Below are 16,950 nucleotides of genomic sequence, written 5' to 3'. Positions count from 1 at the left end.
CATAAATGTTGCCGCCAACGTCATCAATTAGAATAGAATCAACAACAATTACACCGTAACAAGGTACTGAATGAAATTCACGTTCAGGGGCGTGCGCGGCTCCATCCCCTCCCCCGGCCCGCGCACGGCGCGCTATGGCGGCAACACCACATGCATCGAAGTACGCACCGACAACGACAGCCTGATCATTCTCGATGCCGGCAGCGGCATCTTCTCGCTGGCGCAGCAACTGCCGGCGGGCCTGCCGGTCGACGCGCACGTCTTCATCACGCACAGCCACTGGGACCACATCCACGGCCTGCCCATGTTTAGCCCCCTGTTCGTCGCTGGCAACCGCATGCGCCTGCATGGCGCCTACGATGCCGTCGCCGGCAGGGGCATCGAGCACGTGATGGCAGTACAGTTGCAAGACAGCTATTTCCCCGTCAGCGAAGCGGCCATGGCGGCCAGCATCGAGTACCGCACCCTGGCACCGGGCGAAAACGTCGAGGTGGGAGGTGCATGCGTGCGCGGCGCGGAAATGAACCATCCGGTGGTCAACCTGGGCTACCGCATCGACTGCGGCGGCGCTTCGCTGTTTTTCAGCGGCGACCATGAACCGTTCTACAACCTGCATCCGCCCGGCCATGCCGAGCATGCCGCCTGCGCGCAGCGCAATGTGCAGCGCCAGGCAGGCATCGACGCGGCGGTCGCCGGCGTCGATGCGCTGATCATGGACTGCTCATACACGCGCGAGGAGTACACGGGCAAGCAAGGCTGGGGCCACGGCACCTTCGACGCCGCCTTCGAGCTGGCTCTGCGCTGCGGCGCGCGGCGCCTGTACTGCACCCACCATGAGCCGACCCGCAGCGATGAGCAACTCGAAGCCGTATTTGCCGACGTGATGGGCCGCTATGTGCACCGTCTTGATGGCTTGCAAGTGTTCCTCGCCTGCGAAGGACTCACGGTGGAACTGGCCGGGGTATAAAAAAGGGAGCCGCAAGGCTCCCTTTTTACTGGCGATGGCTATTCATTACATGATGTGGTGGCCTATCCACCATGCAACCGCCGCCACGAAAGCGGAGGCAGGAATCGTGAATATCCAGGCCCAGACGATGTTGCCCGCGACACCCCAGCGCACAGCCGACATTTTTTGTGCCGAGCCGACGCCGACGATGGCGCCCGTAATGGTGTGCGTGGTCGACACGGGAATACCCAGCGCCGTCGAAACGAACAGGGTGATCGCGCCGCCCGTTTCAGCGCAGAAGCCGCCGACGGGTTTGAGCTTGGTGATCTTCTGGCCCATGGTCTTGACGATGCGCCAGCCGCCGAACAGCGTACCGAAACTGATGGCCGTGTAGCACGAGATGATGACCCACAGCGGCGGCATCTGGTCGTTCACGCTCGAGTAGCCGGCGGCGATCAGCAGCATCCAGATGATGCCGATGGTCTTTTGCGCATCATTGCCGCCGTGGCCCAGGCTGTAGGCCGCCGCTGATGCCAGTTGCAGACGGCGGAACCACTTGTCGACCTTGCGCGGCGTCGATCGCACGAAGATCCAGGATACCAGCAGCATCATGATCGAGCCGAACACAAAGCCCAGCACCGGTGCGATCACGATGAAGGCCACTGTTTTCCACAGGCCGGCCGCGACCAGCGCGCCCGTACCCGACTTGGCGACGGCGGCGCCCACCAGGCCGCCGATCAGCGCGTGCGAGGAAGACGATGGAATACCGTAATACCAGGTAAACAAATTCCAGAAGATGGCGCCCATCAGCGCGCCAAAGACCACGTACTGGTCAATCACTGTCGGGTCAATGGTGCCTTTGCCCACCGTGGCAGCGACGGTCAGTTGGTGGAACACGAAGATGGCGACGAAGTTGAACGTGGCGGCCATGGCAACGGCGGTCTGCGGTTTCAATACGCCTGTCGAGACCACCGTGGCGATCGCGTTGGCGGCATCGTGGAAGCCGTTCATGAAGTCAAACAGCAGCGCGAGGGCGATCAACAGGCCTAGCACGTAGATGCTGATTTGTATGGTCATTGTAATTTCTTTTCTGATTCTGGTTCAGGACATGCCCAACGCTTACGCGTTTTCGACGATGATGCCTTCGATAATATTGGACACATCTTCGCAACGGTCAGTCACGGTTTCCAGAATTTCGTAGATCGCTTTCAGCTTGATCAAGTTGCGCACGTCCGGCTCGTCGCGGAACAACTTGGACATGGCAGCGCGCATCACGTGGTCGGCGTCCGATTCCAGACGGTCGATCTCTTCGCAGATGGCGACGATCTTGCGCGAGTTGTCCATGTTGTGCAGCATGGCGACGGCATCGCGCACTTTTTCGGTACAGGCCAAGACCAGTTCGGCCAGGCGCTTGGCTTCCGGCGTGACAGCTTTCAAGTCGTACAGCGAGACGGTTTGCGCCGCGTCTTCCAGCAGGTCGAGGATGTCGTCCTGGCGCGTGATCAGTTGATGGATGTCGTCACGGTCGATCGGCGTGATGAAGGTTTTGTGCAGCATTTCCACGGTGGCGTAAGTGACTTTGTCGGCCTGTTTCTCGATGCTTTCGATCGCATGCACGCGGTTTTCCAGGTCGTCGAAATTGGTCATCAGGCCGAGCATTTCTTTGGCGCCCTTGACGCACAGTTCCGCGTGCTGGTTAAACAATTCAAAAAACTTGCCCTCAGTGGGCATCAAGCGTCCAAACATGTGATTCTCCGTTAAGCATTAAATCGTGATATTTACTACAGAAAGCCGCCCCGCAAGAGGGGGCAGCGATGGGGTGCCAGTGCTGCGGGGTCTTAGTCGCCTTGGTAAAGCGCCAGGCCACCGCTGTAATTGCCAAATTTGGTGTACTGCCCCATGAAGGTGAGACGAATGCTGCCGATTGGACCGTTACGTTGTTTACCGATGATGATTTCGGCTGTACCCTTGTCTGGCGAGTCGGGGTTATACACCTCGTCACGGTAAATGAACAGGATTACGTCGGCGTCCTGCTCAATAGCGCCCGATTCGCGCAAGTCCGACATCACAGGACGCTTGTTCGGGCGTTGCTCCAGCGAGCGGTTCAACTGCGACAGGGCAATCACCGGGCAACCGAGTTCTTTCGCCAGGCCTTTCAAGCCGCGTGAAATCTCGGAAATCTCCGAGGCGCGGTTATCGCCCGGCGTATTGGCCGACATCAGCTGCAAGTAATCGACGATGATCAAACCGAGCTTGCCGCATTGACGCGACAAACGGCGCGAACGGGCGCGCAGTTCGATGGAATTCAAGGCCGGCGTTTCATCGATGTACAACTGGGCGTCGTTCATCTTTTGAATCGCATTCGTCAGACGCGGCCAGTCTTCGTCATTCAGGCGGCCCGTGCGCAGACGATGCTGGTCCAGCTGCCCGACGGAGCCTAGCATACGCATGGCAAGCTGGGCGCCGCCCATCTCCATCGAGAACACGGCCACGGGCAAGCCGCTGTCAATGGCAACGTTTTCGCCGATATTGACGGAAAACGCCGTTTTACCCATCGATGGACGGCCCGCCACGATGACCAGGTCGCCCGGCTGCAGACCTGATGTCATGCGGTCGAGGTCGATGAAACCGGTGGGCACGCCCGTGATTTCACTCTGGTTGTCGCGGCTATAGAGCTCGTCGATACGCTCGACCACCTGCGTCAGCAGGGGCTGGATAGCGGTCCAGCCCTGGGCGCCGCGCGCGCCCTCTTCGGCGATGGCGAAAATCTTCGACTCGGCCTCGTCAAGCATCTGCTTGACTTCCTTGCCTTGCGGGCTGAAGGCCGTGCCGGAAATATCGTCGGCGACGGTGATAAGTTTGCGCAGCACGCCGCGGTCGCGCACGATCTCGGCGTAACGCCGGATGTTCGCGGCCGATGGCGTATTTTGCGCCATGGCGTTCAGATACGCGAGTCCGCCCACATCATCGGCCTTGCCGAGCTGGGTCAGGGTTTCAAAAACAGTAATGACATCGGCTGGCTTGGAAGCGTTAATCATCTTGACGATTTGCTCGAAGATGATGCGATGGTCATAGCGATAGAAATCCTCCGCATGCATGAAGTCGGCGATGCGGTCATACGCTGCATTATCGCGCAGCAGACCACCGATAACGGATTGTTCTGCTTCGATCGAATGCGGCGGAATACGGAGGGAATCCAGTTGCGGATCAGAGGGGACGTTCATGGCGCGAATTATACCCGCTTCGGCGTGCTGGCAAAAATAAAGGGCTGAAATTGAGCGAAAAAAAGGCCATAAAAAAGCCGGGCGAACCCGGCTTTTCATAGAGCGTCACACTTGCGGGCCAGGCCCGCAAACGATTACGCGTTTGCGTCTGGAACGACAGCGATAACGACTTCGACGACGACGTCGGTGTGCAGAGCAACCGAAACGTTGTGCTCGCCAACGGTCTTCAGCGGGCCGGTAGGCATGCGGATTTGTGCTTTTTCAACAGCAAAACCTTGCTTGGTCAGCGCTTCAGCGATGTCGAAGTTGGTGACGGAACCGAACAGACGGCCATCGACGCCAGCTTTTTGAGCAACTTGAACGGTCAGGCCGCTCAGTTTTTCGCCCTGGGCTTGCGATGCGGCCAACTTGGCGGCAGCAGCTTTTTCCAGTTCGGCGCGCTTGACTTCGAATTCAGCCACAGCGGTTGCCGTAGCACGACGTGCCAGGCGTTGCGGGATCAGGAAGTTACGTGCGTAACCGTCTTTGACTTTGACGACTTCGCCGAGGTTACCGACGTTAACAACTTTTTCTAACAGAATGATTTGCATAGTTCTTCTCCAGGAATATCTGACCGATTAAGCGTGGTGCAGATCGGTGTATGGCAGCAGCGCGAGGAAGCGAGCGCGCTTGATTGCGGTGTCAACTTGGCGCTGGTAGTGCGCTTTGGTACCGGTCAGGCGTGCTGGCATGATCTTGCCGTTTTCTTGGACGAAGTCTTTCAGCGTGTCGACGTCTTTGTAGTCGACTTGCTCAACGTGAGCTGCGGTGAAGCGGCAGAACTTCTTGCGTTTGAACAACGGATTTTGCTGTTTGCGTTTTTCTTTAAGCTTGAGCTTATTTTTGTCGAACTTTTTACCGAATGCCATGTCAGGCTCCTGTATCTAAAATGCGCTAGTCGGGGTGACTGCACTAAAATCAATGATGTGAAACACCAAACTCTTGCTGTTGCGGCTTTTTCTGGCCAGGAAACCCGTGAACTGATACACCCCGCCCAAGCTTGCCTGACTGAACCGGCCTGAGATTTCACCAGCGGCTAGCGCGGCAATATCAAACTCGGTCAAACGGGCAATTCCTGCTTCCATCTGCTGCGAAGAGTGTTGCAATACTGCATTCACAATCGGCAACCCTGCCGGGGTATAGCGCAATATTTCGCGCTCGGCAATGATGGCAGTGACTTGTAGCTGGTTCAGCGCACGATCCTGGTCAACAATTAGGCTGCTGCTGCTGGAGCGGCTGCTGGTGCTTCGGTGCGGTGGCTTTTGGCCGCGTCTTCGCGTTGTACCGATTTCATCATCGGCGAAGGAGCTGTTTCAGCTTTCTTCATTTTAACGGTCAGGTGACGCAACACGGCATCATTGAATTTGAATGCTGTTTCCAACTCGACCAGGGTCTCGTTGTCGCATTCGATGTTCAGGCAGATGTAGTGTGCTTTAGGCAGCTTTTGGATCGAGTAAGCCATTTGACGGCGGCCCCAATCTTCCACGCGGTGAACCGAACCGCCGCGGGTGGTTACGCTGGCTTTGTAGCGTTCGATCATCGCGGGCACTTGCTCGCTTTGGTCCGGATGGACGATAAAGACTATTTCATAATGACGCATGCAAACTCCTTCAGGTCGGATTGATAATCGCCCACCCCGGCGTCAAGACGGGTGTGGGAAGGTCAGCCGAAGATTATAACCGGCTTTTGCAAACGTTTCAATGATTGCTTCAACAAGCGGCCCATTCACGCGGCCAGCCAGCGGCTTTTTACCGTGCATTCCAGTATTTCACACGAAATTGGCGCAAATAAGGGAAATCCCCTTGCATAGTGGACGATACTGTACAAAAATACAGACTGTTCATATAGACAGCATTTTAGTATGCACCCACCGCTCATGATCAAGCTGACTGCACGACAAGAACAAATCCTGAACCTGATCAAGGATGCGATTGAAAATACGGGCTTCCCTCCTACCCGTGCCGAAATCGCCAATGAATTGGGTTTCAAATCGGCCAATGCGGCCGAAGAGCATTTGCAAGCCCTGGCCCGCAAGGGCGCGATCGAGATTTCGCCCGGCACCTCGCGCGGCATCCGCCTGATCGGTGCAGCGGCGAGTGCTGCCGCCGAGGCGCTGTCCTCGAAAGTGCAGGCAGCGCTACTGATGTCGCTGCCCCTGATCGGCCGCGTGGCGGCCGGCTCGCCCATCCTGGCGCAGGAAAACCTGGAAGCGAGCTACAACGTCGACCCGGCCCTGTTTTCAGCCAAGCCCGACTTTCTGCTGAAGGTGCGCGGCTGGTCCATGCGCGACGCCGGCATCATGGATGGCGATCTGCTGGCAGTGAAAAAAGTCGATAGCGCCAAGAACGGCCAGATCGTCGTCGCCCGCATCGGCGATGAAGTCACCGTCAAACGCTACAAGAAGACGGGCTCCGTCATCGAACTGCTGCCGGAAAATCCCGACTTCAAGGTCATCACTGTATCGCCGGAAGATGAGTTTGCGCTGGAAGGTTTGGCGGTAGGCTTGATGCGCAGCTGGCATTAAGCCACCGCATGTAAAAGTGCATGCCGGGGTCAGACCCGCCGGGTCTGACCCCAGTTTTTAGCTTGCGGCCCCTCTCATGCCGGACACGCAAGTTTCAATGTCCGACAAAACCGTGGCGAGCGGAAGGGGGAGGTGGCAAAGAAGCAGAACCGTACTCAGTACGGGGCGCCGAGCCGGTGAGCATCACAAGCCGCCTATACCGACCCGCAGCAGGTTTGGTTGGGCATCATTGCTCCAACGCGCTACGGAAATCCTCGAGCAAATCGGCCTCGTCCTCGATACCCACCGACACGCGGATCAGCGACTCGGCAATGCCCATGCTGGCGCGACGCTCGGCCCCCATCTCGTAAAAGATCGTATGGGCGACGGGAATGACCAGGGTGCGCGTGTCGCCCAGGTTGCTCGCTGGAATGGCCAGATTCAAACGATTGAGGAAATCGAAACAATCGATCCCGTCCTTCAATTCAAAACTGAACAGGGAACCATAGCTGCGGAATAGCTGCGTCGCCAGCGCGTGCTGCGGATGCGACGGCAAGCCTGGGTAATGCACTGCCGCCACGCGCGGATCGGCTTGCAACATGCCGGCCAGCGCGCGGGCGTTCGAGCAGGTGCGCTCCATGCGCAAGGCCATGGTTTCCGCGCCGACGGCAAGATGGTGCGCCGCTTCCGGTCCCAGCGATGCGCCGAAGTCGCGCAAGGCCTTGGCGCGGATTTGCGCAATGCCCCACTGCACCGGCGCCGCCTTTTTATAGTTCTCGAAGATGTTCGGATACTGCGTCCAGTCGAACACGCCCGTGTCCGTCAAGCTACCGCCCAGCGCATTGCCGTGGCCGCCAATGGATTTCGTGAGCGCATTGACCACCAGACCGGCACCCACCGCTTTCGGGCGGAACAGGTAGGGCGTCGTCATGGTGTTGTCGACGATGTACAAAATGCCACGCTCCTTGCACAGGGCGCCGATTTTCGCCAGGTCGGCAATCTGCGTGCGCGGATTGGCGATGGTTTCCACAAACACGATGCGCGTCGCCGGCGTGATGGCGGCCACCACGTTGGCCACATCGGTGGCGTCGACGAAGGACACGGCGATACCCTGCCCCGTCGCTGTTTGCCACAGGCTGTTGCTGTTGCCAAACAAGAAAGCCGATGAGACGACATGGTCGCCCGCGCGCAGCAAAGACTGCACCACGGCGCCGATGGCGCCCATGCCGGTGGCGAAGCACAGGGTCGCCACGCCGTCCTCCATCTTGTTGACCTTCTCTTCCAGCGCAGAAACCGTCGGGTTGCCCTGGCGACCGTAGCGGAAGCCCGGTTCCTTGCCCTGGAATACGGCAGCGAGCTGGCGCGCGTCGCCGTAGCCAAACGCCACGGAGGTGTGTATCGGCTTGTGCAGCGAGCCGTGCTCGATGCCCTTGCGGCGGTCGCTATGCAAGATGGTGGTGGTAAAGCCGTAGTTTTTTTTGGTGGTCATGGTGGATGCTGGAAACTATTAACCCTAAACAAAAGCTGGGGGCAGACCCTAATGCCGTTCAGTTAAGAGTTTTGGCCTGATTTATGAGCGCCAGTAAATTCGCTAAACCCAGAGGCAAAGAGCTGGGGTCGGACCCTCAGGGTCCGACCCCAGTCCTTGTTCTTGGGCTAAAAATAGCATCACTAACACTAACTTAACGGCATTAGGGTCAGACCCGACGGGTCTAACCCTAATGGCAAGGCGGCGATTACGCTTCTGTCGTTGCCAGGTTCAAGTTCAGCTGGGGACGGGGCGTATCTTCAGGCGCTGCTGCTTTCGGATGATGGCGCGCGTATTCCAGGCGGTCCAGGTATTCCTGCGACACATCGCCCGTCACATACACGCCATCGAAGCACGAAGCCTCGAAGTTCGTGAGCGCCGGATTGACGTCGGCAATGGCCTGCTTGAGCGCGCCGATATCCTGGTACACCAGGTAGTCGGCCGTGATTTCGCGGCAGACTTCTTCCGTCGTGCGGCCGTAGGCGATCAATTCGTCGCGCGTCGGCATGTCGATGCCGTACACGTTCGGGTAAAGCACCGGTGGCGCGGCCGAGGCGAAGATGACTTTTGTCGCCCCCGCTTCGCGCGCCATCTGCACGATTTCACGGCTGGTGGTACCACGCACGATGGAATCGTCGACCAGCAGCACTACTTTATCCTTGAATTCGGAAGGAATAGCGTTGAGCTTCTGGCGCACCGATTTCTTGCGCGCCGCCTGGCCCGGCATGATGAAGGTACGGCCGATGTAGCGGTTCTTGATGAAGCCTTCGCGATACTCGATGTTCAGCGCCAGGGCCAGCTGGATGGCGGCAGGACGCGAGGAATCGGGAATCGGCATGACCACATCGATATGCACGTCAGGCAGTTCGGCGCGGATCTTTTCAGCCAGGTACTCACCCATTTTCAGGCGCGTGGCGTACACCGAGGCGCCGTCGATGACGGAGTCGGGACGGGCCAGGTAGACGAATTCGAACACGCAAGGATTGAGGCTGGCATTGTCGGCGCACTGGGCGCTGTGCAATTTCTTGTCGGCATCGATGAAGACGGCTTCGCCGGGACCGATGTCGCGCACGAAACGGAAACCCATGCCTTCCAGCGCGACGGATTCGGAAGCGATCAGGTATTCAGGCCCCAGTTCCGTTTCATTGATGCCCAGGCACAAAGGACGGATGCCGTGCGGGTCACGGAAAGCCAGCAAGCCCACACCGGCAATTTGCGCCACGGCAGCGTAGCCACCCTTGACGCGACGGTTCAGCACGGTGACGGCCTTGAAGATGGCTTCCGGGTCCAGATTCAGACCCGTCGTCGCTTCCTGGATTTCATGCGCCAGCACATTGAGCAGCACTTCGGAATCGGAATCGGTATTGATGTGGCGGCGGTCGTTCTTGAACATTTCCTGTTTCAACTGTTCCCAGTTGGTCAGGTTGCCATTGTGCGCCAGGGTGATGCCGAATGGTGCATTGACATAAAACGGCTGTGCTTCCTCTTCGCTCGACGAACCGGCCGTCGGGTAGCGGCAATGGCCGATGCCCGTCGTGCCCTGCAGCGAACGCATGTTGCGCGTACGGAAGACGTCACGCACGAGGCCATTGGCTTTGTGCATGGAAAACATACTGCTGTGATTAGTCGCAATCCCTGCCGCATCCTGACCACGATGTTGCAAGAGCAACAATGCATCATAGAGCAATTGATTGACAGGTTGATGGGAAACGACGCCGACGATGCCACACATGGTGTGCTCCTAAACTGTGCTACTGATTTTAAAAAAAATTCAAAATTTCACATGCTGCGCGTAAGCGGCAGGCAGATAAGGCTTGATGGCACGCGCGCCCTGCTCGGCGAACGGGCTGAGCGACGCATTTTTCCAGAACGGCTGCTGCGGTATGGACGTCATGCCGCACAAGATGACGGCCGTCAGCACGATCATCAGGCCGCGCGCCACGCCGAACAGGCTGCCCAGCGTGCGGTCGGCCAGGCTCAAGCCCGTCACCTTGACCAGTGCGTCGACCGTCATGGACAGCAAGCCCATCAAAATGCGCACACCGATGAACAGCAGCACAAAGGCCAGCAACAAACGGATGACTTCGCCCGGCACCGCTTCGGGCAGCAATTTCGCCAGGCTGGCACCATACGCGTTGGCAACGACGAAAGCGACGACCCAGCTGACCAATGACAGTATTTCCTTGACCAGGCCGCGCATCATACTGATCAGCACGGAAGTGACCAGGACGAACAGCACCAAATAATCGAAGATCGTCACCTTCAGCCTTGCAACATCACGCCGGCACCAAGCTGCCGCCCAGGCCCAGCTTTTGCAGCTTGGCGCGGGTCTTTTCGGCGTCTTCACGGTTGCCGAACGGCCCCACGCGCACGCGGATGCGCTCGCCCGCCGGGCTAGCTACTTTCTGCGTGTAAGACTTGATGCCCGCTTCGCGCAGCTTGTCCTGCAATTCATCGACCTTGTCCTGCGTCGCCAGGGCCGCCACCTGCAGCACGAACTTGCCGCCGACGGCGTCGTGCGTCTTGTCTTGTGCTTTCTCTTGCGCCTTGTCGAGTGGCTTGCCTTCCAAAATGGCCATGGCGCGCGCCGCATCATCGGCAGATTGCACCGACTTGGCAGGCTTGGGCTCGGGCTTGGGCTCCACCTTTACTTCATGCTTGGGTTCGGGCTTGGGTTCGGGCTTGGGTTCATGCTTCGGTTCCGCCCTGGCTTCATGCTTCGGCTCGGGTTTCGGCTCCACCTTGGCGGGCTTGGGTTCGGGCTTGGGTTCGGGCTTGGGTTCAGGCTTGGGTTCAAGTTTAAATTCAGGCTTGGATTCGGCTTTCGGCTCGACATAGTCCGCTTTGAGCGGCGCGGGCTGAACGGCGGCCAGCACGGCAGCTGGCGCAGGCGCAGGCCTGGCCGCAGGCGGCAGCGGAGAGTCGACGATTTCCTCGGACTGGTCCAGGCCATGCGCTGCGGCCTGGGTCGTGACGGCGGGCACGGGCGCAGGCGCGGCAGCCTTTTCTTTCGAGGGAATGTCGATGGCGATATCGTTGAAAGGCGCTTTCGGCTCGGAATCGAGCAGCATCGGCAAGCCGACAGCGACACCCAGGGCCAGGGCGATGGCCCCGACCAAGCGGCGGCGTGCCCGCTTTTTTTCTGGCAAGACAGGGTCCGGCGCTTCCTTGCCACCACGGCGCGCCGCGCGGCCACCGGAAGTGTTGGCGGCGCGCTTGCGGGTCGGCGACTGTGCTTCGCCAGGGACATAAAAGCCGCTGTCTTCGCCAGAGGATTCTTGCTTGTTTTTAAACAGTTTCGAGAACAAGCCCATGCGTGATTTTCAGTCGAGTGCGTTTCAGTGAAGTGAGGATTTTCGGGCCTTCATCACGCCGGCGACGGTGAGGAAAGAGCCAAAGACCACAATTCTATCATTCTCACCGACCCGGCTCATCGCATTTGCATAAGCTTGTGCCGGATCAGCAAAAATAGACACAGTATGCTCGCTGCTGTCGGGCTTATCTGCCAGCATGATCTGCACCTTGGCGGCCAGTTCGGAAGCCGTGGCCGAACGCGGCGAAGGCAGATCCGTCAGGCACCAGTGGTCAACGTGTTCGCTCATCGCAGCGAGCACGCCATCGATATCCTTGTCCTGCATGGAGCCGAACACGGCATAGGTGTACGGGTGATAACCCATATTGCCCAGGTTCTGATTCAGCGCCGAGGCAGCGTGCGGATTATGCGCGACATCAAGGATCACGCTGGGACGGCCAGGCAAGACCTGGAAGCGGCCCGGCAGTTCCACCGTCACCAGGCCGGTGCGCACTTCCTGCGCGCCCACGGGCAACTTCAGCCTCAGCGCTTCCAGCGCGGCCAGCACGGCCGCCGCATTGAGGATCTGGTTGGCGCCGCGCAAGCTTGGATAGGCGAGCGAATTGCGGCGCTGCTCGCGCCCGCCATAGTTCCACTGCTGCTTGTCGCCCGAATAATTAAAATCGCGGCCCATCAGCCACAGGTCTGCACCGATGGCTTGCGCATGGTCGATCAAGGATTGCGGCGGCACGGGATCGCTGCAGATGGCCGGTTTGCCCGGGCGGAAGATGCCGGCTTTTTCAAAGCCGATCGCTTCGCGCGTATCACCGAGGTAATCCGTGTGGTCGATATCGACGCTGGTGACGATGGCCACGTCGGCATCGATCACGTTGACGGCATCGAGGCGCCCGCCCAGGCCCACTTCCAGGATGGCTACGTCCAACTGGGCTTGCGCCAGCAGGTGCAAGATGGCCAAGGTAGTGAATTCGAAATACGTCAGTGCTGTATCGCCACGCACGGCTTCGACGACGTTGAAGCTGGCGACAAGCTGTTCGTCGCTGGCCATCTCGCCCAGCACGCGCGCGCGCTCATTGAAGTCGAGAAAATGCGGCTTGATGTACAGCCCCACTTTGTAGCCGGCGCGCAACAGTACCGATTCCAGCATGGCGCAGGTGGAACCCTTGCCATTCGTGCCGGCGACCATGATCACGGGGCAAGTAAAAGCAAGTTGCATGCGCGCCTTGACGGCTTGCACACGGTCCAGGCCCATGTTGATCTGGGTTTCCGAATGGCGGGTTTCCAGCATGGCGAGCCATTCCGGCAAGGTGGTGGGGAGGATTTGCATGGGAGACTTCTTGATTAGAGTGCGCGAGGCGGGAAAGACAGGTAACCCAGAACAAAACTCGATGTCAGTCCCTGCGGGATCGAGATTCACTCCGCTGGAGTGAATCTCCCCATCGGGTCCGACCCCGGCAGTTCAGGTTTTGGGGTAAATCAAATTAAGCCAGCACTTCCACAGCCTGGTTTTGCAACAAAGCCAGCAAGCGGGCGATTTCTTCGCGCATCTTGCGGCGGTCAACGATCATGTCGACGGCACCCTTGGTGACGAGGAACTCGGCGCGCTGGAAGCCTTCCGGCAGTTTTTCACGCACGGTGTTTTCAATCACGCGCGGGCCGGCAAAGCCGATCAGCGCTTTCGGCTCGGCAATGACGACGTCGCCCATGAAGGCGAACGAGGCCGACACGCCGCCCATGGTCGGGTCGGTCAACACGCTGATGAATGGCAATTTCTTTTCCGACAGCTTGGTCAGCATGGCCGTCGTTTTTGCCATTTGCATCAACGATAGCAAGCCTTCCTGCATGCGCGCACCACCGGTGGCGGTGATGCAAATGAATGGCACTTTCTGCTCCAGCGCAATCTGCGCGCCGCGCACAAAGCGCTCGCCCACGACGGAGCCCATGGAGCCGCCCATGAATTCAAATTCAAAGCACGCCACGACCACTGGCAGGCTCATGATGGCGCCGCCCATGACGACCATCGCATCGGTTTCACCGGTCGCTTCCATGGCGGACTTCAGGCGGTCCGGGTATTTCTTGCTGTCCTTGAATTTCAAGGTATCGACGGGCAGGATTTCCTGACCGATTTCATAACGTCCGCCCGCGTCGAGCAAGCTGTCGAGACGTTCACGCGCGCGGATGCGCATGTGGTGATCGCATTTCGGGCACACGTGCAGGTTCGATTCCAGGTCCGTACGATACAGCACGGCTTCGCATGAAGGACACTTGACCCACAGGCCTTCCGGCATGGTCTTGCGCGCGGCAGCATCAGAACGCTGTATGCGCGGTGGCAGCAGTTTTTCCAACCAACTCATATTTTCTCCTTGGGCCCTTGTAGGGGTAGCGTCAATGGACACCCCCAGCAGACGGTAAGCGGCGACGGCCCGGCAGGGCGGCACCAAAAATTTTATCTATTGCACAATGACAGGCATTCAGTGGCCGAAGTGTAGCCGTTTATCGCCGGGCTGTCGAACTTTGCCGCTTACGCATCTTGCGTAAGCGGCAAGCTTACTCAGGCATCAAGTGCAGCGCGGATGCCGGCCGTGAAGCTGCGCGCGGCCTCTACGGCGCCCCCTGGCGGGGCGTTTTCAATCTCTTGAATGATGCGGCTACCAATCACGACGGCATCGGCCACCTCGGCCACGGCCTTGGCCGTGGCGCCATCGCGGATGCCGAAACCCACGCCGATAGGCAACTTTACATGCTGGCGAATGGCGGCGAGGCGCTCTGCCACCTGTTGCGTATCAATGTTGCCCGCTCCCGTGACACCCTTGAGCGACACATAGTAGCTAAAGCCGCTGCCCACCTTGGCCACTTGCGCGATGCGCTCTTCGGTCGAGGTGGGCGCCAGCAGGAAAATCAGGTCGAGGTCAGCGGCGCGCATGGCGCTGGCAAATTGCTCGCACTCCTCGGGCGGATAGTCGACGACGATGGCGCCATCGACGCCCGCCGCTTGCGCTGCCTGAATAAACGCGGCGCTGCCGATGCGCTCGACGGGATTGGCATAGCCCATCAGAACCACGGGCGTTGTCTGGTTCGTTTCGCGGAACTGGCGCACATAGCCAAACACGTCGTGAATGCCGACGTTGAATGCCAGGGCGCGTTCGCAGGCACGCTGGATGACAGGGCCTTCGGCCATGGGGTCGGAAAATGGCACGCCCAGTTCCAGTATGTCGGCACCGCCCTCGACGAGCGCGTGCATCAGCGGCACGGTAACGTCAGGGCCGGGGTCGCCGGCGGTAATGAAGGTGACCAGGCCGGTCTTGTTATTCGATTTTAATTGGGCAAAGGTAGCGGCGATACGGGACATGGGAAGCTTTCTTGACGGTAAATAGATGGAATATTTTTCAAACCCAAGGGCAAATGCTGGGGTCGGACGGGGACGCCGAGTCCCTGAGCGTCCGCCCCCCGGCTCTTGCTTTGGGGTTAAGAAAAATTCAATCCCATGCGTTCTGCCACGGTATGCATGTCCTTGTCGCCACGGCCCGACAGGTTGGCCAGCAGGGTCTTGTCTTTCGGCAAAGTGGCCGCCAGCTTGACCGCATACGCCAGCGCGTGCGCCGATTCCAACGCTGGAATGATGCCTTCGATATGGCAGCAGTCATGGAAAGCTTGCAAGGCTTCGTCGTCCGTGATGGACACGTATTGCGCGCGGCCCAAGTCTTTCAACCATGCATGTTCAGGCCCTACGCCCGGATAGTCCAGGCCAGCAGAGACAGAATGCGTCTCTGCGATCTGGCCATTCGCATCCTGCAACAGATAGGTGCGGTTGCCATGCAGCACGCCCGGGAAACCGGACGCCAGCGAGGCCGAATGTTTGCCTGTATTTAAGCCTTCACCGCCCGCTTCCACGCCGATCAGTTGCACATCCTTCTGGTCGATATACGGGTAAAAGATGCCCATGGCGTTCGAGCCGCCGCCGATGCAAGCGAGTACGTAGTCAGGCTGGCGGCCCGTCATTTCCGGCATCTGTACCAGGCATTCCTCGCCGATCACGGACTGGAAGTCGCGCACCATCATCGGGTAAGGATGGGGGCCGGCCACGGTGCCTATAATATAGAAGGTGTTTTCGATGTTGGTGACCCAGTCGCGCATGGCTTCATTGAGCGCGTCTTTCAAGGTCTTGGAGCCCGATTCGACGGGCACGACGGTGGCGCCCAGCAATTTCATGCGATACACATTCTGCGCCTGGCGCTTGATGTCTTCGCTGCCCATATAGACCACGCATTCGAGGCCGAAGCGGGCGCAGATGGTTGCCGTGGCAACGCCATGCTGACCGGCACCCGTTTCGGCGATGATACGCGGCTTGCCCATGCGCCTGGCCAGCAAAGCCTGGCCGATCACATTGTTGATCTTGTGCGCGCCCGTGTGATTCAAGTCCTCGCGCTTGAAATAGATTTGTGCGCCACCGGCCATCTCGGACCAGCGCTTGGCATGGTAGATGGGCGACGGACGGCCAACGAAGTGCTTGAGCTCATAACGGAACTCTTCGAGGAATTCCGGGTCAGTGCTGTAGCGCGCGTAAGCGGCTTTCAGCTCGTCGAGCGCGTGCGTGAGCGTTTCAGCAACAAACGCGCCGCCATACGGGCCGAAGTGGCCGCGTGGGTCAGGAAAAGGATAATCGGTGGCGTGGAACAAGCCGGCGGCAGCGCCGGGAGCGGTGGTGTGGTCATTCATGGTTGTTTCCTCTGGCAATGATGGTGTCGGCATCCTGCACCGCGGCGATGAACGCGCGGACTTTGGATGCGTCTTTGATACCCCTGAGCGCTTCGACACCACTGCTGATGTCGACGGCGTAAGGGCGCACGCGCACCACTGCGTCAGTCGCGTTTCGTACGCTCAAGCCACCACTTAAAACGACCCGAGGCGCGAGTTCTTTTGGAATGAGAGACCAATCAAATACCTTTCCTGCACCGCCATAGGCATCCACATAAGTATCGAGCAAGAGACTCGAGAACAAGGGACTGGCGGCGCGATAGCGCTTTTCATATTCTAACAAATCTTCGCAGCGGGCGTCAGGTTTGACACGGAACACTTGCGTAAATGGCGTTTGCACGGCGCCAGCGAGCGCAGCGCTGTGTTCGGGCGTCTCGTCGCCATGAAATTGCAGCAGCGACAAGGGGGCCACGGCCTTGGTTGCCAGCACTTCTTCCACGCTGGCATTGACGAACAGGCCCACCGTCGTCACGTACGGCGGCATGGCCGCGATCAGGCTGGCAGCCTGCTGCGGCGTCACATAACGCGGGCTTTTCGGATAAAACACGAAACCGATGGCGTCGGCGCCTGCCGCCACGACAGCCTCGATGTCTTCGGCGCGGGTCAGGCCGCAGATCTTGATGCGTGTACGTGGCATGTTATTCC

18 protein-coding genes are annotated in these 16,950 nt (G+C 59.0%); 2 read left to right on the top strand and 16 right to left on the bottom strand.

The genetic code is table 11. The annotated features are described in order from the left end of the window. Window positions 1-70 precede the first annotated feature (70 nt). The gene (locus tag ACQ4V8_RS01795; protein WP_010400011.1) at window positions 71-967 is read left to right on the top strand and encodes an MBL fold metallo-hydrolase; all 897 of its coding nucleotides are present in this window, start codon (window positions 71-73) and stop codon (window positions 965-967) included. Between the two features lie 45 nt (window positions 968-1,012). Here ACQ4V8_RS01795 and ACQ4V8_RS01790 read toward each other — a convergent pair whose 3' ends face one another. The 7 genes from ACQ4V8_RS01790 to rpsF all read right to left on the bottom strand — a co-directional run bounded on the left by ACQ4V8_RS01790 (window position 1,013) and on the right by rpsF (window position 5,809). Then, window positions 1,013-2,023 (bottom strand): inorganic phosphate transporter, encoded by a 1,011-nt coding sequence (locus tag ACQ4V8_RS01790; protein ID WP_010400013.1) that lies wholly within the window; start codon window positions 2,021-2,023, stop codon window positions 1,013-1,015. A gap of 42 nt (window positions 2,024-2,065) precedes the next feature. After that, window positions 2,066-2,692, bottom strand: coding sequence for a DUF47 domain-containing protein (locus tag ACQ4V8_RS01785; RefSeq protein WP_010400015.1), 627 nt, complete (start codon window positions 2,690-2,692; stop codon window positions 2,066-2,068). Between the two features lie 92 nt (window positions 2,693-2,784). Beyond that, window positions 2,785-4,170 (bottom strand): replicative DNA helicase, encoded by a 1,386-nt coding sequence (locus ACQ4V8_RS01780; RefSeq protein WP_010400018.1) that lies wholly within the window; start codon window positions 4,168-4,170, stop codon window positions 2,785-2,787. A 134-nt stretch (window positions 4,171-4,304) separates the two neighbouring features. Further along, window positions 4,305-4,760 (bottom strand): 50S ribosomal protein L9, encoded by a 456-nt coding sequence (gene rplI / locus ACQ4V8_RS01775; protein WP_010400021.1) that lies wholly within the window; start codon window positions 4,758-4,760, stop codon window positions 4,305-4,307. Window positions 4,761-4,787: 27 nt separating this feature from the next. Next, the gene (rpsR, locus tag ACQ4V8_RS01770; RefSeq protein ID WP_010400024.1) at window positions 4,788-5,078 is read right to left on the bottom strand and encodes a 30S ribosomal protein S18; all 291 of its coding nucleotides are present in this window, start codon (window positions 5,076-5,078) and stop codon (window positions 4,788-4,790) included. A gap of 15 nt (window positions 5,079-5,093) precedes the next feature. Continuing rightward, a complete protein-coding gene (gene priB / locus ACQ4V8_RS01765; protein WP_029496570.1) occupies window positions 5,094-5,402 on the bottom strand; it encodes a primosomal replication protein N in 309 nt (102 codons plus the stop codon). A 20-nt stretch (window positions 5,403-5,422) separates the two neighbouring features. Then, a complete protein-coding gene (gene rpsF, locus ACQ4V8_RS01760) occupies window positions 5,423-5,809 on the bottom strand; it encodes a 30S ribosomal protein S6 (RefSeq protein ID WP_010400028.1) in 387 nt (128 codons plus the stop codon). A 276-nt stretch (window positions 5,810-6,085) separates the two neighbouring features. On the opposite strand from rpsF, the gene lexA reads away from it, so the two are divergent. Next, window positions 6,086-6,733, top strand: a complete 648-nt coding sequence (gene lexA, locus ACQ4V8_RS01755) for a transcriptional repressor LexA (RefSeq protein WP_010400029.1) — start codon at window positions 6,086-6,088, stop codon at window positions 6,731-6,733. Window positions 6,734-6,959: 226 nt separating this feature from the next. On the opposite strand, the gene ACQ4V8_RS01750 is transcribed toward lexA, so the two are convergent. The 9 genes from ACQ4V8_RS01750 to ACQ4V8_RS01710 all read right to left on the bottom strand — a co-directional run bounded on the left by ACQ4V8_RS01750 (window position 6,960) and on the right by ACQ4V8_RS01710 (window position 16,942). Beyond that, window positions 6,960-8,201: a cystathionine gamma-synthase family protein gene (locus ACQ4V8_RS01750; protein ID WP_070346470.1), complete on the bottom strand. Its 1,242-nt coding sequence runs from the start codon at window positions 8,199-8,201 to the stop codon at window positions 6,960-6,962. Between the two features lie 247 nt (window positions 8,202-8,448). Next, entirely contained in the window at window positions 8,449-9,972 is a 1,524-nt protein-coding gene (gene purF / locus ACQ4V8_RS01745; RefSeq protein WP_029496571.1) for an amidophosphoribosyltransferase, read from the bottom strand. 39 nt (window positions 9,973-10,011) lie between these two features. After that, window positions 10,012-10,500: a CvpA family protein gene (locus ACQ4V8_RS01740; RefSeq protein ID WP_010400035.1), complete on the bottom strand. Its 489-nt coding sequence runs from the start codon at window positions 10,498-10,500 to the stop codon at window positions 10,012-10,014. 16 nt (window positions 10,501-10,516) lie between these two features. Beyond that, window positions 10,517-11,554 (bottom strand): SPOR domain-containing protein, encoded by a 1,038-nt coding sequence (locus tag ACQ4V8_RS01735; RefSeq protein ID WP_436570795.1) that lies wholly within the window; start codon window positions 11,552-11,554, stop codon window positions 10,517-10,519. Window positions 11,555-11,578: 24 nt separating this feature from the next. Next, window positions 11,579-12,877, bottom strand: a complete 1,299-nt coding sequence (folC, locus tag ACQ4V8_RS01730; RefSeq protein WP_010400041.1) for a bifunctional tetrahydrofolate synthase/dihydrofolate synthase — start codon at window positions 12,875-12,877, stop codon at window positions 11,579-11,581. A gap of 154 nt (window positions 12,878-13,031) precedes the next feature. Beyond that, window positions 13,032-13,904 (bottom strand): acetyl-CoA carboxylase, carboxyltransferase subunit beta, encoded by an 873-nt coding sequence (accD, locus tag ACQ4V8_RS01725; protein WP_010400390.1) that lies wholly within the window; start codon window positions 13,902-13,904, stop codon window positions 13,032-13,034. 197 nt (window positions 13,905-14,101) lie between these two features. Continuing rightward, window positions 14,102-14,899, bottom strand: a complete 798-nt coding sequence (gene trpA / locus ACQ4V8_RS01720) for a tryptophan synthase subunit alpha (RefSeq protein WP_070346467.1) — start codon at window positions 14,897-14,899, stop codon at window positions 14,102-14,104. A 116-nt stretch (window positions 14,900-15,015) separates the two neighbouring features. After that, window positions 15,016-16,266: a tryptophan synthase subunit beta gene (trpB, locus tag ACQ4V8_RS01715; protein ID WP_010400392.1), complete on the bottom strand. Its 1,251-nt coding sequence runs from the start codon at window positions 16,264-16,266 to the stop codon at window positions 15,016-15,018. Further along, a complete protein-coding gene (locus ACQ4V8_RS01710) occupies window positions 16,259-16,942 on the bottom strand; it encodes a phosphoribosylanthranilate isomerase (RefSeq protein ID WP_436570794.1) in 684 nt (227 codons plus the stop codon). Before ACQ4V8_RS01710 ends, trpB begins: the two co-directional genes overlap by 8 nt. Between the last annotated feature and the right edge of the window lie 8 nt (window positions 16,943-16,950).

The sequence above is a fragment of the Janthinobacterium paucivorans genome, assembly GCF_051380805.1.
GTDB lineage: Bacteria > Pseudomonadota > Gammaproteobacteria > Burkholderiales > Burkholderiaceae_D > Janthinobacterium > Janthinobacterium lividum_D.
The sequence above is the reverse complement of the archived record's forward strand: the minus strand, read 5'-3'. Positions and strand labels throughout refer to the sequence as shown.